Below are 16,748 nucleotides of genomic sequence, written 5' to 3'. Positions count from 1 at the left end.
CATGTCATGATTTTTAAAGTCATGACATGCAAGAAGATTAAGCTTTAATAGTAGATAAAATTTCTTTAAATGCATTTACTACAGTATCAACTTCTTCATAGCTAATTTTTAAAGAAGGCTCGATACGAATTGTTTTTGAGTTAATTAATGTACCAGCAACTAGGATACCTTTATCAAACATTCCTTTAGAAACTTCATAGCCAATTTCATCTTGATGGAACTCAATTCCAATCATTAAACCTTGACCACGAATTTCTAAGACTTTATCTTCATGACCTTTTGCTGCTTCTTTTAATTGTTCTAAGAAGTATGCCCCAACTACCTCTGCTCTTTCAGGTAATTTTTCTTCAAGTAGCACGCTAATTGTAGCAATAGCAGCGGCACATGCTAATGGATTTCCACCGAATGTTGTTGTATGCATAAATGGATTTGGGAACCAGCTTTTAAATACTTCTTCTTTTGCAACTACTGCACCAGCTGGCATAACCCCGCCACCAAATGCTTTCGCAAGGCAAATAATGTCTGGAACTACTTCATATAAATCAGCAGCAAACATTCTACCAGTACGGCCCATACCTGTTTGAACTTCATCAAAAATTAATAATGCTCCGTACTCATCACATAGCTCACGAACTTCTTTTAAGTAGTTTGGAGGAGGAAGAATAATTCCACCTTCACCTTGAATTGGCTCAAGTATAACTGCAGCAACATCTTCTCCTACTAAGGAGCAAGTTTCAAATGTTTTTCTCATCATATCAATGTCACCAAATGGAACATGACGGAATCCAGGAATTAGCGGTAAAAATGGTTTACGGAACATGCCTTTTGCAGTACCTGATAAAGAACCTAAACTTTTTCCATGGAATGCACGTGTAGTTGAAATAAATGTACTGCGTTCACTATACATTTTTGCAAGCTTTAATGCCGCTTCTACACTTTCAGTACCACTATTTGTAAAGAATGCGTATTTTAAATCCCCAGGTGTAATATCTGCTAAAATTTTAGCAAGCATTGCGCGTAATGGATCTAATAAATCTTGGCTATGAAGTGCCTGTCTTTTTAACTGATCTGTAACAGCTTTGATAACTTTTGGATGACGGTGCCCAACATTATAAATTCCAAATCCGCCTAAACAGTCAATATACTCTTTACCATTTACGTCTTTAAAGCATGAGCCGCTATCAGACCATTCAACAGATGCAAATTGTCCGCCTTCAGTAACAGTTTTACGGTAAGCAAGAAAACCTGGGTTTACATGCTCTCTAAATCCATCAACTGTTTCCTTTGTAATCCATGCAGCATCTTCTTCTGTAACAGTCTCTTTTTCTATTAAACTTAAAACCTTATTAATGTACTCGGTTACATTTTTTTCTTCACTTTTTAATTCGTTTTTTAAGTTGATACTCATTTTGTTCACTCCTATAGTCGTTTTGTCTATTTTTTTCTTTCCTATATTTCTCTTCTTATAACTGCCTAAAATTATTCTGCAAACCATCCAATTGGTTCAACTTGTAAGTTAATGTTAATTTGCTTAATTTCTTGGAATTCTTCTAGCCCAAATGTACCTAAGCTACGTCCTACACCGCTTTGTTTGTAACCACCCCAAGGTGCTTCATTGTACGTTGGATGGTATGAGTTAATCCAAGTAATACCTGAACGTAGCTTTTTGATTACTCTTAAAGCTTTCGCTCCATCTTTACTAAAGACAGCACCCGCTAAACCATACACAGTTCCATTTGCAAGTTTTAACGCTTCTTCTTCAGATTTAAATTTTTGAATACATACTACTGGACCAAAAATTTCTTCTTGAACGATGCGCATATTTTGTTCAACATCTACAAAAACAGTTGGTTCAACAAAGTAACCTTTTTCTAAACCATCTTTTTCGATACGATTTCCGCCACAAGCAAGTCTTGCGCCTTCTTCTTTACCTATTTGTATATAGCTTAAAACTTTTTCTAAATGCTCTTTACTAACTAGTGGTCCCATTTCTGTTCCGGCTACATCCCCAGGACCTACTTTAATTTTCTTTGCACGTTCAACAAAGCGCTCTACAAAGCGATCATAAATTGATTCTTCGACTAAAATTCTTGATCCAGCTGAACAAACTTGACCTGAACCTGCATAAATTCCAAATAGAGCATAATCTACAGCCGTTTCAAAATCTGCATCAGCAAAAATAATATTCGGAGATTTACCACCAAGCTCAAGTGACACTTTTTTCATCGTATCAGCTGCCGTTTTCATGATATGTTTACCTGTTTTTGTTCCACCTGTGAATGAAACCATGTCTACATCAGGGTTGGCAGCGATTTCATTTCCAACTACTGGGCCAGCACCCATAACCATATTTGCTACACCTTGTGGCAGACCAACTTCTTCAAAAATTTCAAATAATTTCTTAGGAGTCACTGGTGTTACTTCTGATGGTTTGAAAACAATTGTATTACCTGCTGCTAATGCTGGAGCTATTTTCCATATACTCATTAATAACGGGTAGTTCCAAGGAACAATTAACCCGCATACTCCAATTGGTTCCCGAACAACCATAGCCTGCATAGGATCTGCTACATGATAAGTAAACCCATCTGGCTTTGTAATTAATCCTGCATAATAACGAAAGCAAGCTGCTGCATCGGCTACATCGAAGCCAGCTTCACGATTTGGTTTTCCATTATCTAAAGTTTCAAGTTTAGTTAATTCTTCTTGGTATTCTTCTATTTTGTCTGCAATTTTAAATAAGTAAGTTGCTCTTTCTTGAGCAGATAAATCAGACCATCTTCCATCATTGAATGCTTTACGAGCAACATCAATTGCTTCTTTCGCATCTTCAACCGTTCCTTCAGGAGCATATGCAATGATTTCTCCATTTGCTGGATTAATAACAGGGCGTTTCTCATGATTGCTAGAATCTTTCCATTCGCCATTAATAAACATCTTTAAATCAATTGTTTTAAATTGAACATCGACCATTGTATATAAACCCTCCTTAATTTCTTAACAACTTATTAGATTGCAAGAACTGTGCCAACTTTTATAAACCTAATTTATAAGGGTTTTACTCCAATACCTGTACAATAATTATTCAATTTTGCATAACACTATTACACTTTGCATAATCTTTAAAACTCGTAAAAATTCTACGTTAATTAAACGTTTTTAAAACTATTTCTATAAAACGACATATTAAGAAAATTCAATGCATAGGCTAAAACACCATGAAAGGAGGAATATTATGTTGCTTGCAGGAACATGTATTGCAGTGGGACTCATCATCATATTCATGGCATTCAGTATCTCGAGGGATCAAGTTAGTATGACCGAAGTAATTGATAGTAATGTTGAAAATATAGGGGATTTAGAGAAATAAAAAACGCACTTAGTGCGTTTTTTTTATTTAAATGACATAAAGTCACTATTCATATTCTTTTCATTCATTATTTTTTGATACTTACGACTAACGGAAGACTGACTAATTCCTAAAACCTGTGCAGCCTTCGTCGTTGTTTTATATTGCTTCATCGCAAGCACAATAAGTTGCTCCTCAACATAATCAATTGCTTCTTGAAGAGGAATTACTTTATTAATTACTGGTTTAGATTTATTAAAATCATAGCTATTTGGTAAGAACTGATTAACATCCTCTGCATTAATAATTTGATCTTCAGCAGAGACGACTAATCTTTCTATGATGTTTTGAAGTTCTCTAACATTACCTGGCCATGAGTAAAATTCTAAAACATTGATTGCATCTGGAGTAAGATGAAAACTCTTATTATATTTTTCATTTAATTGCTGTAAGAAATGGAAGGCTAATAATGAAATATCTTCAATTCTTTCTCTTAATGGTGGAATATTTAAAGGTATAACATTTAGTCGATAATACAAATCCTCTCTAAATGTCCGTTCTTCAACCATTTTTTCTAATCTTTTATTTGTAGCAGCAATAATTTGAACATTTACTTTAATTGGCTTTGTACTTCCAACTGGAATTACTTCTTGTTCTTGAAGTACTCTAAGTAATTTAACTTGTAAATGCAATGGCATTTCACCAATTTCATCTAAAAATAAAACACCTTCATCTGCTTGCTTAAAGTAGCCGTCTTTATTTTGATCCGCTCCTGTAAATGCCCCTTTAATATAGCCGAAAAGCTCACTTTCCAGAAGATTTTCAGGAATTGCACCGCAATTTAGTTTTAAAAACGGTTTTGAAGAACGATTTCCTAATTGATGAATAGCCTGTGCAATTACTTCCTTACCTACACCAGACTCACCATGCAGTAACACTGTTGAAGAAAAATCAGCAATTTTTTTCGCTTGATTTATGATTTGCTCCATTTTTGGACTACAGTAAATCAGTTTTTTGACAAAAGAATCCTTACTCTTAATATCTTCAAGTTCCTTCTTATATTGCTCAGAAATCTTCTTCATTTCTTTTAATTCCGTTTTAAGGCGTGAAGTTTCTGTAATATCTCTAGAAGCAATAATAATACGTTCGATTTCCATCTTCTCATCAAAAACCGGATTACCTACTGCAAGTACTTTACGTCCATTCATTGTTTCTTGAACAATTGATACTTTCTTCTTTTTTTCTAAAACTAGTTTTGTAACAGATGGCGTAAAAAGTCCTTGGTTTCCGAATTCTAATATACTCTTTCCAAGTAGTTCCTTTAAATCTACATTCCAAAATCCAGGAATTATATTCTCACTATAACGAATTAGTTCTCCTTTATGGTTTACAACAAGTATTTCATCATAAATACTCGATAAAATGGCATTCAAATCTTTATTTAAATCTTTTACGTATTCAATTTCAGAGGCCATTTCTTCAACCATTGGGAGATCTTGTACGACAATAACAACGCCTTCAACCTCGTTATCAACGAAAATTGGGCTATAATCGACAAGAACGCCCATATCGTCATTTATTTGAAGTTGATTAAGAATTGTTTTACCAGTAGCAAATACATTTTCAATTTGTTCACTGCTAAAAATAGTTTCTGCTTTTGTATTAATTACTTTTTCCGATGTTGATTTAATCATTTTTAACCCAGCATCATTGCAATTAATAATAACTTTATTTTTATCTACTACAAACGTTCCCATCGGTATCGATGTTAAAATGCTTTTCAACAAATCCACGCTTTTATTGTCTTGTTTGAAAAGCTCCGCTAATATATCTTCACGAAGTATGTATCCTACTGGCATATCTTCCTCTTCTATTACAATCGAGATCGGCTCACCAATAATTTGAAATAGAACTGTTAATGAAATTTGCCCACTTAAACGACATACACTAGTTATTGATTGAGAAGAACTAGTAATCTTTGAAATTGCTATATTTTTCTTTTTATTATTACCTTGAATAATATTATTTAATTGTACATAGCTAACAATCTTATTTTGCTTACGTAAGAATAAAAAGGGTTCATTTATTTTGGATAAATCAATTTCATCATTTTCTTTAAATTGATCGATATCTATTGCGATGACTGGTCTTATTTGTTTTTCATTAATTGATAACATTTCTTTCCCCCCTTATGTCTAAACCATTATACATTCCTATTTTAGCAGAATTTTTAAATTTATCGTAAAAATCTAAAATTATAATTTATTAATAAACAAAAAGAAAGGGCAGTCCCTTAGGTCAATTTGACAAGAGACACCCCTTTATTTGTTTGAAAAGAGAACACGAAACTAAAATCAAAAAATATTAGTCTTTGTTGTCATCTGAGTACATCTCTTAAACTAATCACACCCAACTTAATCGCTAGCGGTAACAAACAAATCCTCTTTAACATACGCAAGAACCATTCCAGGAACTATTTTGTCTCCATTTGAGACCTCCAATGAAACAACTTCACCGCTTATTCCTTGATGAATAACCTTTGTAACTCCATCTGTAGTTTTAATAAAGAATAACGGCTCCCATTCATAAATTCTTGAATCTTTCTGAATAGCAGTCTCTTCAACTGTTCCATGGTAGTCACTGACAATGACTCCATAATACATATAAGCTCACTCCTTTTTTGCACATTAAGAATATATAAGTTTGCAGCGATGAAGGTGACTCGACGCAGTTGCAAATTTTAGGAATTAAGTATAAGTGCAACTACGCCTCTGTCTTCACCTTAAAGCTTGCGAATCGGCTAGTTTTCTTTTAAAAAAATTCTCATATTATAACTCACAAATGTGTTTTGATGGTAAAACCATGCTAAAGAAATTTTGGATTTCTGAAATATCCTCCTCAGCAATACCTAATTTAGGAGCCCAATAATGTTCAGAGTTAATGTCTTCTAAACATAATAACGCCATTTTACTAGATTGTATTGATGTAACCATTGACTTTCCATAAAAGTGACTTGAAAAGGCTATTGATAAATCATATCTATTATTCTGCGTTAATAAACAATAATGGTGTACAAGCTGTCTTTCAGTTGATTCAGAAATAATATCAATCATTCTAATCTCTCCTTTTGTTTTAGTATTTTACCCAGCCTCTCAAGCGGCAAGCTTCAGCGATTTTACGAATGCCTTCGATATAAGCTGCTATTTTCATGTTTACATTATATTTTTGTGATGTTTTATAAACTTTTAAAAAGCTATCTGTCATTTTTTCTTTTAATCTCTCATCTACAGTACTCTCAGTCCAATAATAACCTTGCATATTTTGACACCATTCAAAATATGAAACAACTACTCCACCTGAGTTAGCTAAAATATCGGGAACGACTAAAATCTCTTTTTGATCAAGAATTTCTAGAGCTTCTTTAGTAGTCGGTCCATTCGCTGCTTCTACAACAATCTTGCATTTTAATTTATCTGCATTACGGTTATTAATCACTCCACTTATTGCTGCCGGTATTAAAACATCACAATCTTTTTCTAATAACTCTTGATTAGAAATCGCATTTTTAAACAGGCTAGATACAACTCCAAATGAATCTCTATTGTCTAATAGATATGGAATGTCTAAACCTTTTGGATCATAAACTGCTCCGAGTACATCTGAAACTCCAACAACCTTTGCTCCAGCTTCATGTAAGTATTGTGCTAAGTAACTACCAACATTTCCAAAACCTTGAATAATGACCTTCATATTTTTAATCTCGATTTTCTGTAATTCACTAATTAACTCGAGAGCATAAAATACTCCTTTTGATGTTGCCGTCTCACGGCCTACTGATCCTCCTAAAGTTAGCGGTTTACCAGTAATAAAGCTTGGCGAATCAAATTCTCTAATATGGTCATACTCATCTAGCATCCAAGCCATTACTTGTGCGTTTGTATACATATCAGGTGCTGGAATATCTTTAGTAGGTCCTACAATTTGGCTTACAGCTCTTACATAACCTCTACTTAATTTTTCTAGCTCATTCATACTTAAAAGTCTTGGGTCACAAACAACCCCACCTTTTGCTCCTCCATAAGGTAAATCAGTAATACTACACTTTAAACTCATCCAGCCTGCTAATGCTTTTACTTCTTCTGGCGTTACATCTGGATGAAATCTGATTCCTCCTTTTGTAGGTCCTAGTGCATCATTATGCTGAGCTCGATATCCTTGAAATACTTTCGTCTCACCATTATCCATTTGAACGGGAATACTAAATTCTAAAAATCGCATTGGTGTTTTAAGGAAATCAAATACTTGGTTCGGATAGTTCATGATGCCGATTGCTTCATTTAACGTTTCTCTAAACTCCTGAAGGGAATCATCTATCTCTACTTGCTCACTACTCTTTTCATTTTGTTCTACTTCAGTTAAATTTGAGCTCATTTTACACACCTCATTAGTTATTTTTAAAAAGTTAATAGCAATTCCTGTGCCAACTTGAATTCATTTCATAATTTTGTGAAGTGATAAAACAGACGAAAGCTTATTAGAAAGGCAATCATTAGACTTTAATTACTTTTTATATTTTTTAAAATGATCCTTATAAGTCATTTTTTTCGTCAAAAACCAAACTCGATCATTTAGTGGTTATATGATTAAATGCATGAATTATTCAATTTTGCATTAATCATTATTCATAATTGAATTACTCAATAAGCATGAACTAGGAAAAGGGAAATGCGAACAAAGTATTAAGGAGTGGTCCCAAACACAAATAAGCCACAAGGAAATTAATTACCTTGTGGCTTTTCTTCATTGTGCGTTTACTACACTGCAGCTTCTTCTTCGTATTTAGGAGGTCCGATTTGGAATGCCTTAGTAAGATAAATTAAATATAATAAACCAATAACGAACCAAATTGTTCCCATTATTAACGAGCTTTTTTCTATGTTGAACCATAGGATTGCTACAGATGCGGCTCCGATTAAAGGCAAAATCAGATAAGAAAAGAAGCCTTTGACAGATCTGTGCTTTCCTCGAATGTAAAAATGATTAATGACTGATAAATTAACAAAAGTAAATGCCATTAATGCTCCAAAGTTAATTAATGAAGTGGCAGTTACCAAGTTGAAAAAGATTGCTGATAATGAAATCGCACCAACGAAAATTACGTTAAATGCTGGTGTTTTCCATTTTGGATGAACAAATCCGAACCATTTATCTGGGAAAACTTTATCGCGTCCCATTACATATAACAAACGTGAGACACTTGCATGTGACGCCAATGCAGAAGCAAGTGTATTAATAAAGGTAATGCATAAGAATATTGACTGAAATAATTTACCTCCTACATATAATGCAATCTCTGGTGATGCAGCATCTGGATGCTTAAATCTAGATATATCTGGATAGTATAATTGAATGAAAAATGCTGTAACTGTGAAAATTACTCCTCCCCAAAGAGCTGTGTATAGAATTGCTTTAGGAATTGTTTTTGCAGGGTTAATTGCTTCTTCTGATAAAGTAGAAACAGCATCAAAACCTAAAAATGAGAAGCAAAGAATTGTTGCACCGGTTACTAATGAACCAAAATGCATTCCTGCATTAAAAATTGGTTTAATACTGAATTCACCGTATCCTTCTCCATGATGTAAGCCTTGGATTACTAGAATGATAAAGACAACCATAATTGCAAGCTGAATTAATACAAAGAAAGTATTGAAATTCGCCAGCATATTTATACTTCTTAAGTTTAAGAAAGTAACTAGCCCTACAAATCCAACTACCCAAATCCAAGTTGGAACATTTGGAAAAAGTGCGTTTAAGTAAATTTTAGTTAATAAAGCATTTACCATTGGTAGGAACAAGTAATCTAGTAATGATGACCATCCTACTAGAAAACCTAAGTGACCACTAATCGCTTTCTGGGTGTAAGTATATGCAGACCCAGCTTCAGGAAATACTCTTACTAATTTACCATAGCTAACAGCTGTAAATAACATTCCAATTAAAGCTATAATATATGCACTCGGTACGTGACCATCAGTAATATCAGATACAATTCCAAATGTGTCGAAAACAACCATTGGGGTCATATAGGCTAACCCCATCATAACTACTTGCCATAACTTTAAGGATCTTTTTAACTGTGTTTTATTTTCCACCTATCATATCCCCTTCGTCTCAAATTAAGCGCTTACACCATAAATACTCTTCCTTATAATTCTTACTTTTCCGACAGAAACCTCCTTTTTTTGAATATTTAAATAAGTCTTATTTTAGAACTGCAAGTTTTATGCCAAAATATTAATTTTTTGTAAACGTTATAAAGAACACCTACTATTGCTTTGAAATTATTAAGTATTGATAGAAAAAGCGAAATTCCTTTCCCTATAATCTACTTTTATGATCAGCCTAGTTGTTATTCATTCCTGCATACATTATTCAAGACCTCATAGGATCTAATTCTCTTTTTTTATGAATCTCTGAAATTAGTACCATCTATTAGACTGGCACGGAAGTTGCATTGTTAACTGTAAAATATCACTCTGCCCAATGTTAGGTTCGAGCAAAATATGTACATTTTGTAATTGATCGATAATAATACTTTTAGTTAATCAAGTCCGACTAACTATGAGTTTAATTATAAGAAAATTCTGTTAATAAATTTTGAATTTGGAGGAGATGATTTATGAGTAAACAAGGTATTGATTCAGATGCTTTACAATCGTTTAACTACAAACAGGAATTACAGCGATCATTAAAATTTTTCAGTTCATTTGCAGTTGCGTTCTCGTTTATCTCAATTACAACTGGTATTTTTAGCTCTTATAGCCTTGCTTTAGGAGCAGCCGGGCCTGCTGGAATTTGGACATGGCCATTTGTAATGGTGGGACATTTACTTGTAGCTTTAATATTTGCAGATTTATCGAGCAAAATTCCTTTAAGTGGCTATGTATACCAATGGGTTAGCCGTTTAACGAATCGAGGATTTGGTTGGTTTACAGGTTGGGCAGCGTTATGTTACTTAATTATCGTTGTACCTACCGTTGATTATGGTGTAGCACCGATTTTTCTTGATTTATTTGGTATTAAGAGTACAACTACAGTTCTTACAACCGTCGTATTAATTACAATCGTTATACAAGCATTATTAAATATTTACGGTGTAAGGATTGCTACGATCATTAACAATTCAGCTGTCTATACAGAAGTAATCGGATTTATTGGGATTATTATTATTTTAAGCTTTGTATTATTTTTCAAAGGAGCAGATTTTTCATTATTAACTTATACTGCTCACAAGGTTGGTTCAAATGGAAGCTATTTTACAGCATTTGTACTAGCAGTCGTAATGGGCTCTTATACTTTAGTAGGCTTTGAAGCAGCAGCAAATCTAGCAGAAGAAACAGTTGATGCTAAAAAAACCGTACCTAAAGCTATTGTTTACTCAATGTTACTTGCAGGTGTAATTGGTTTTGTTTTCTTAATTATTGTTACTTCGGGAATTAAAGATATTAATGGAATCATGGCTTCTGCTTCTCCTATTTCTGATATTTTACAATCACGTTTGGGCACTGCAGTTGCTGATTTCTTCCTTGCATTAGTTATTGTGTCGATATTTGCTTGCGGATTAATAATAATGGCTTCTGCTTCACGACTTATTTACGCCCTTTCAAGAGACAATGTGTTTTTCGCTTCAAATGTATTTAAAAAAGTAGATAAGAAACATAATGTACCGTACAATGCGATTATTTTAGTTTCTGTGCTAGGCATTATTGCTGTATTTTATTTTGGAAAATTATCTTTATTAATAGGTACGTCTGCGGCACTCCCGGCTATCATTTACTTAATAACTGTCATCGCATACGCTACAAAAATTAAGACATTACCGGATGCAGATGGTTTTAAGTTAGGAAAATGGCGACTTCCTGTTACGATTCTTGCGATTATTTGGTTAGTATTTGAAGTTGGTATTTTAACACTGCCAAAAGATTTCCTACCAACTACAAAGGTTATCCTATATTTATTTCTTGCTGGAATTGTTATTTACTGGGCTCTATTTAGATCTAGAATACAAGAAGGTAAAATTGGTATTAATTTAGAGAAAGATTTAGATTTGTAAATTAAGTAATAAATAAAGCCGATGCTCCTAATAGTGGAGATCGGCTTTTTATTAATTAAAAATGGTAGATTAGTATTCTAACTTCCACATATATCTTCTTTTTGTTAAAGGATGATTTCTAACTTTAGCTAGTTGCTCTGCATACACTCGTAATACACCAGAAATTAAAATTGGATTAAAGTAATCTACTACTTCTGTTGGAATGACAGAACCTAAACCAAAATCTTTTGCATCTACCACAGTCGTTTTAGCTTCGAATCGATTTAAGAATTCAAGAGCACGAGAATCCATGTCTCTTGTTCTACCATCATTCATTAATAATAAGAATGGTACATCTTTGTCTACAATTTCGAACGGTCCATGGAAGAACTCACCATCGTGGAATGTTCCTGAGTTAATCCATTGCATTTCCATTAGTAGACAGATTGAGAAGGAGTACGCTACTTCATGCGTTGCGCCGCTAGACATTACATAAATCACTTGATCGTCTTTATAAGCTTCCGCAAAAGCCTGTGCTTGTGGAAGAGCTGTAGTAACAGATTGTTGGATTAAATCGTATATATTGTTAAATCCTACTTGCATTTTCGAATAATTTTCGTAGCCTTCAAATTGATCCAAGATTTCAACTGCTAAACCTAAAACCTTTGTCATTTTTTCCATTTTCGCTGCATAATTAGCTGCCCAGCCATGGTAGACTACATAATCCGCATCTTTTGTGATTGCTGATTCTTTTTCATATGTAACGGCAATTACATGTGCCCCTAATTCTTTTGCTTTTGTAGTTGCAGCAACCGTTTCTGGAGTTGATCCACCTAGTGAACAAGTAATAACGATACTTGTTTCATCTACAGATACTGGAGTTGCATAATTAAATTCATTTGCAGTATAAAGACTGACACGAAGTTGTTTTGCATTAGCCTCTAAGAAATATTTTGCTGGATATAATTCTGCCTTTGAGGCACCACATCCTACAAAAAATACACTTTTAATTTCTGGCTGCTTTTCTTTAATTTGAGAAATGACATAATTCAATTCCATTTTTATCCCTCCGCATATATATTATATAACATTATATAACGTTATAGTAACGGTTAGATCACATAAAGTCAATAACTATTCTGAAAATTAATAATCTTAAATTAATACGGCGAAATTGTTATATACATGAAAACACTTTCATTATATAATATTATATAATGACTTATCGCTCGAAAGGACCATATAACAAATGAAACTAAATAATTCAATTTCAACGCCTTTATATGATCAATTAAAACAAATAATTAAGGACTCCATTTTGCAAGAAGTATATAAACAAGGTGAGAGACTACCGAACGAAACAGAGCTATGTGAAATCTATGGTGTCAGCCGAATAACAGTTAGAAGAGCCATCCAGGACTTAACCGATGAAGGCTTACTAGAGCGTAAACAAGGAAAAGGAACATTTGTCATGCGATCTAAAATTGCAAGAGAATTAGTTTCGGTTGATGGTTTTACAGACTTTAACAAACAATTAGGTAAAAATCCTTCCAAACAAATTATTGTTTGTGAAGAATTAAAAGCTACTCCTAAAATTGCAGAATCGCTACATATTGCAATTAATACTCCTATACTAAGGCTCGTTCGATTAATGTTTATTGATGACTACCCTTTTACACTTGATGAAACTCACTATTCGTTGGAACGTTTCCCTAATTTAACAACTCACTTCCTTCAAAATAGTTCAACTTATGAAGTACTAAAAAAAATATATAATGTAGACATGAATGCTTGTACTACCCACAAAGTTATCACTGTAGTGCCGGCTGGAAAGCTCGAAGCAGAATATTTAGATTGTGAACTTGGTGAAACATTATTTAATATTGATAAAACCGTTTATGATGAAAATAAAATCCCGATCCATACCTCTAACTTTAAAACACGCACTGAATTAATTGCTTTGACAATTACAACGTAAATGGTAATAAAAAGACTTCTCTGTTTATGACGGAGAAGTTTTTATTGTGTTGTAATATGACATAGTCAATTTTGGTGCAGATATGGTTACTTACTCAAGAAAGGGTCATGGGTAAGTAAAAAAGCTTGAAGCTTACTCATAAAGGGGTCATGAGTAAGTATTAAAGCAAAATTACGAAAATAACTTACTCATAAAGGGGTCATGAGTAAGTTTAAACGCAAAATTATGAAACTAACTTACTCATAAGGGGGCATGAGTAAGTTCAATACCAAAATTACGTAATTTACTTACTCATAAAGCGGGCATGAGTAAGTTTAAAAGCAAAATTACGAAACTAACTTACTCATAAAGGGGGCATGAGTAAGTTTAAAAACAAAATTATGAAACTAACTTACTCATAAAGGATCATGAGTAAGTATAAAACCAAAATTACGTAATTTACTTACTCATAAAGGGTTCATCAACTTCTTTTTCAATAGTTGGAAGACTTCACTCTTTATGGAGTTTTATTTGCACCTTTCCAATTCTATTTGCAGTTTTAGCTTTTTATTTCCGCTTTTAACAATTCATATCACCATGCCAAACAGGCATCGCTTTAAACGATACCTGTTTGGCTTTATTATAGAATGATAGTTTAGTATTCTAATTTCCACATATATCTTCTTTTTGTCAGTGGGTGATTACGAGCAATTGATAATTGTTCTGCATATGTTCTGATTACACCAGTAATTAGCATTGGGTTAAAGTAGTCAACTACTTCTTTTGCAATTAGGGAGCCTAATCCGAAGTCTTTTGCATCAACAACAGTCGTTTTTGCACCGAAGCGATTTAGGAATTCTAGTGCTCTTGAATCCATTGCTCTAGTGTGGCCGTCATTCATTAATAATAGGAATGGTACATCTTTGTCTACGATTTCGAAAGGTCCGTGGAAGAATTCGCCATCGTGGAAGCTTCCTGAGTTGATCCATTGCATTTCCATTAGTAAGCAGATTGAAAAAGAGTAAGCTACTTCATAAGTTGCTCCGCTAGACATTACATAAATATAAGGCTCATCTTTGTATGCATCAGCGAATGCTTTTGCTTGTGGTAGGACAGTCTCTACCGATGATTCAATTAGAGCATAGATTTTTGAGAAGCCATCTAACATTTTATCGTAATACTCATATCCTTCAAATTGGTTAAGAATTTCAACAGCAAGGCCAAGAACCTTCGTCATTTTTTCTAATTTAGCTGCATAGTTTGCTTCCCAACCATGGTAAACAACATAATCAGCATCTTTCGTGATAGCAGCATCTTCAACATGTGTAACCGCAATTACATGTGCTCCTAGCTCTTTTGCTTTTGAAGTGGCTGTGACAGTTTCCGGAGTAGTGCCTCCTAATGAGCATGTGATGACGATACTCGTTTCATCAACGGAAACTGGAGTAGCGTAGTTAAACTCATTTGCTGTAAATAGGCTTGTGCGAACTTGCTTCGCGTTTCCTTCTAAGAAATACTTTGCTGGGTATAAGTCCGCCTTTGAAGCACCGCAGCCTACAAAAAATACACTCTTTATATTTGGTTGTTTTTCTTGGATTTGGTTAATTATGTACTTTAATTCCACTTGTTTCTCCTCCAATAATGTTAATTTTTATAGATTTACATAAATTGTTCAAAAGCCTTCATATTTCTAATATCGTGACTAGCAGGGTCTTTAAAATACCTAGCATCCGTAATTTCTTGCGCTAAACAACCTGTATAACAGTTCTTTTTAAGCGTCATCAAAAATTCCTTCAAGTTGTGAGTACCATCACCCCATATAAGATGTCCATAAGGATTTCCATCAACAAAATGCATATGGACAATTTCGCTTCCAAAAATATCAAACCAGTCCTGCAATGTTTCACCTGCTACTCCCATTGCCGTCGTATCGATGAGAATCTTCAAATTAGGATGGTTAATTTCATCAAACATTCTTTTAGCATCATTTACAGTAATGACAAGATTAGATTCTTCTGGACGCAAGCTTTCCAACGCTAATGTAATTCCTTCACGTTGTGCTACATCAGCTAACCTTGAGCGCATCTCTCTTGATCGTTTCCAAGCTTCTTCACGATCTTCATCATAGTAGCCCCATCCCGAATTGCACTGCATGATTGAACAGCTTAATTCAGCCGTTGCTTTAATTCCGTTTGAAAAATATTGAAAGCTTTTTTCAAAAATTTCTGGTTTGGAAGCTGCAAACTGATATTGATACATACAGTTTTCTGGTGTAAAGACCTTTACTTCCAAACCCCTTGAGTTAATTTTTTGTTTTAGTTCTTTGCAATCAGAGTAAGTCATTGGATCTAAATAATAATGTGGAACACCTGTCCAAAATTCCAGGCTTTTAATTCCCGCTTTCACTTGAGCATCCAAAAAATAATCCAATGAGTAGCGCATATAATGGATATTCATCCCGGCTATTTGTTCTCTACTTATTAATGGTGTTGATCCCATTATTCATAAACCTTCCCATATCCAAATGAACCATCAACTAGGCATTGCTTTGAAGAGAAGTCAGCTGCTTTTTCAAGGCTTTCAATAATGATCTGATTTTCATCTAAAACGCCATCATTCAGTTTGTTTAAGTAGTTCACCATGAAACTAGTAATAAAGGAATCACCTGCTCCCATTGTGTCAGTCGCTTTTACAAGCTTTGGTTCCTGTATATAAAATTTAGTTCCATTAAATAATAAAGCTCCTTTTTCTCCCATCGTACACAGCACCAATTTACATCCCAAACTTGATACTTTTAACATAAGATTCAGCATTTCATCTAATGTTAAATGACTAGATGAAAAGTAGGCGTAATCTACTAATGGAGCGATTTCGTTTATTTTATTTTCCGTAAAATCAGATGAAAAATCGAAGCCAATAGGAACACCTAATTCTTTAATTTTTGGTAACTCCTCTTCTGCAAATCCATATAAGCCTGAGTGTACTAAATCAAATTCTTTAATATAGTTTAAATCTTCAACCGTTAAATTTAATCCTTGTTCTCTTAACACTCCGCAGCGATTACTACCTATAAACACTCGATCTCCGTCTTTCAAGTCAACTCTTGCACAACCATTTTCACCTTCATAAATTCTGCTATGACTGGTATCCAATCCTATTTGATTAATGCTTTCCTGCACATGTTCAGCTTCTTTGTCAGTTCCAAAAGCGCCTAGAAATGCTGAATCTACACCAAGCCTTTTCGCGTATACTGCGAAATTTAATGCATTTCCACCAGGATACATCGTCCGAATATGTTCATATTTGTCTACAACATTGTCACCTAAGCCTATTACTTTCATCATTTAACC

The 16,748-nt window shown here is 33.9% G+C and carries 14 protein-coding genes; 3 read left to right on the top strand and 11 right to left on the bottom strand.

Annotated features, from left to right (window positions below):
- Positions 1–37 precede the first annotated feature (37 nt).
- Both B6K90_RS13045 and B6K90_RS13040 read right to left on the bottom strand, forming a co-directional pair.
- Positions 38–1,408, bottom strand: a complete 1,371-nt coding sequence (locus B6K90_RS13045) for a putrescine aminotransferase (protein ID WP_088013209.1) — start codon at positions 1,406–1,408, stop codon at positions 38–40.
- A gap of 71 nt (positions 1,409–1,479) precedes the next feature.
- Complete coding sequence (locus B6K90_RS13040) at positions 1,480–2,973, bottom strand: aldehyde dehydrogenase family protein (RefSeq protein ID WP_088013208.1); 1,494 nt, start codon at positions 2,971–2,973, stop codon at positions 1,480–1,482.
- 262 nt (positions 2,974–3,235) lie between these two features.
- Between B6K90_RS13040 and B6K90_RS24360 the strand changes: the two genes are divergently transcribed.
- A complete protein-coding gene (locus tag B6K90_RS24360) occupies positions 3,236–3,370 on the top strand; it encodes a hypothetical protein (RefSeq protein ID WP_268875904.1) in 135 nt (44 codons plus the stop codon).
- 23 nt (positions 3,371–3,393) lie between these two features.
- Here B6K90_RS24360 and B6K90_RS13035 read toward each other — a convergent pair whose 3' ends face one another.
- The 5 genes from B6K90_RS13035 to B6K90_RS13015 all read right to left on the bottom strand — a co-directional run bounded on the left by B6K90_RS13035 (position 3,394) and on the right by B6K90_RS13015 (position 9,501).
- Entirely contained in the window at positions 3,394–5,526 is a 2,133-nt protein-coding gene (locus B6K90_RS13035; protein ID WP_088013207.1) for a sigma 54-interacting transcriptional regulator, read from the bottom strand.
- Positions 5,527–5,763: 237 nt separating this feature from the next.
- Positions 5,764–6,012, bottom strand: a complete 249-nt coding sequence (locus B6K90_RS13030; RefSeq protein ID WP_088013206.1) for a hypothetical protein — start codon at positions 6,010–6,012, stop codon at positions 5,764–5,766.
- 165 nt (positions 6,013–6,177) lie between these two features.
- Positions 6,178–6,462 carry an SAV0927 family protein gene (locus B6K90_RS13025; RefSeq protein ID WP_088013205.1) on the bottom strand — a complete coding sequence of 95 codons (285 nt, stop codon included), beginning with the start codon at positions 6,460–6,462 and terminating at the stop codon, positions 6,178–6,180.
- Positions 6,463–6,481: 19 nt separating this feature from the next.
- A complete protein-coding gene (locus B6K90_RS13020; protein WP_088013204.1) occupies positions 6,482–7,780 on the bottom strand; it encodes a Glu/Leu/Phe/Val family dehydrogenase in 1,299 nt (432 codons plus the stop codon).
- Positions 7,781–8,163: 383 nt separating this feature from the next.
- Entirely contained in the window at positions 8,164–9,501 is a 1,338-nt protein-coding gene (locus tag B6K90_RS13015) for an APC family permease (RefSeq protein ID WP_407920518.1), read from the bottom strand.
- A 527-nt stretch (positions 9,502–10,028) separates the two neighbouring features.
- Between B6K90_RS13015 and B6K90_RS13010 the strand changes: the two genes are divergently transcribed.
- Positions 10,029–11,462, top strand: coding sequence for an APC family permease (locus tag B6K90_RS13010; RefSeq protein WP_088013203.1), 1,434 nt, complete (start codon positions 10,029–10,031; stop codon positions 11,460–11,462).
- 69 nt (positions 11,463–11,531) lie between these two features.
- Here the strand turns inward: B6K90_RS13010 and B6K90_RS13005 are convergent, their stop codons facing one another.
- Positions 11,532–12,500, bottom strand: coding sequence for an SIS domain-containing protein (locus B6K90_RS13005; protein WP_088013202.1), 969 nt, complete (start codon positions 12,498–12,500; stop codon positions 11,532–11,534).
- A gap of 190 nt (positions 12,501–12,690) precedes the next feature.
- Here B6K90_RS13005 and B6K90_RS13000 point away from each other — a divergent pair, with 190 nt between their 5' ends.
- A complete protein-coding gene (locus tag B6K90_RS13000) occupies positions 12,691–13,419 on the top strand; it encodes a UTRA domain-containing protein (RefSeq protein WP_088013201.1) in 729 nt (242 codons plus the stop codon).
- Between the two features lie 634 nt (positions 13,420–14,053).
- Here B6K90_RS13000 and B6K90_RS12995 read toward each other — a convergent pair.
- The 3 genes from B6K90_RS12995 to B6K90_RS12985 are packed head-to-tail and all read right to left on the bottom strand — an operon-like array spanning position 14,054 to position 16,742.
- Complete coding sequence (locus B6K90_RS12995; RefSeq protein WP_088013200.1) at positions 14,054–15,022, bottom strand: SIS domain-containing protein; 969 nt, start codon at positions 15,020–15,022, stop codon at positions 14,054–14,056.
- Between the two features lie 35 nt (positions 15,023–15,057).
- Entirely contained in the window at positions 15,058–15,897 is an 840-nt protein-coding gene (locus tag B6K90_RS12990; RefSeq protein WP_088013199.1) for a sugar phosphate isomerase/epimerase family protein, read from the bottom strand.
- The gene (locus B6K90_RS12985) at positions 15,897–16,742 is read right to left on the bottom strand and encodes a PfkB family carbohydrate kinase (protein WP_088013198.1); all 846 of its coding nucleotides are present in this window, start codon (positions 16,740–16,742) and stop codon (positions 15,897–15,899) included. Before B6K90_RS12985 ends, B6K90_RS12990 begins: the two co-directional genes overlap by 1 nt.
- Positions 16,743–16,748 lie beyond the last annotated feature (6 nt).

Source organism: Gottfriedia acidiceleris (assembly GCF_002128425.1).
GTDB lineage: Bacteria > Bacillota > Bacilli > Bacillales > Bacillaceae_G > Gottfriedia > Gottfriedia acidiceleris.
Note: the sequence above shows the minus strand (reverse complement) of the source record. Positions and strands in the feature narration are given on the sequence as shown.

Coding starts and splice junctions, on each gene's coding strand:
- B6K90_RS13045 (WP_088013209.1), bottom strand. CDS start 1,408: ATGAGTATCAACTTAAAAAACGAATTAAAAAGTGAAGAAAAAAATGTA.
- B6K90_RS13040 (WP_088013208.1), bottom strand. CDS start 2,973: ATGGTCGATGTTCAATTTAAAACAATTGATTTAAAGATGTTTATTAAT.
- B6K90_RS24360 (WP_268875904.1), top strand. CDS start 3,236: ATGTTGCTTGCAGGAACATGTATTGCAGTGGGACTCATCATCATATTC.
- B6K90_RS13035 (WP_088013207.1), bottom strand. CDS start 5,526: ATGTTATCAATTAATGAAAAACAAATAAGACCAGTCATCGCAATAGAT.
- B6K90_RS13030 (WP_088013206.1), bottom strand. CDS start 6,012: ATGTATTATGGAGTCATTGTCAGTGACTACCATGGAACAGTTGAAGAG.
- B6K90_RS13025 (WP_088013205.1), bottom strand. CDS start 6,462: ATGATTGATATTATTTCTGAATCAACTGAAAGACAGCTTGTACACCAT.
- B6K90_RS13020 (WP_088013204.1), bottom strand. CDS start 7,780: ATGAGCTCAAATTTAACTGAAGTAGAACAAAATGAAAAGAGTAGTGAG.
- B6K90_RS13010 (WP_088013203.1), top strand. CDS start 10,029: ATGAGTAAACAAGGTATTGATTCAGATGCTTTACAATCGTTTAACTAC.
- B6K90_RS13005 (WP_088013202.1), bottom strand. CDS start 12,500: ATGGAATTGAATTATGTCATTTCTCAAATTAAAGAAAAGCAGCCAGAA.
- B6K90_RS13000 (WP_088013201.1), top strand. CDS start 12,691: ATGAAACTAAATAATTCAATTTCAACGCCTTTATATGATCAATTAAAA.
- B6K90_RS12990 (WP_088013199.1), bottom strand. CDS start 15,897: ATGGGATCAACACCATTAATAAGTAGAGAACAAATAGCCGGGATGAAT.
- B6K90_RS12985 (WP_088013198.1), bottom strand. CDS start 16,742: ATGATGAAAGTAATAGGCTTAGGTGACAATGTTGTAGACAAATATGAA.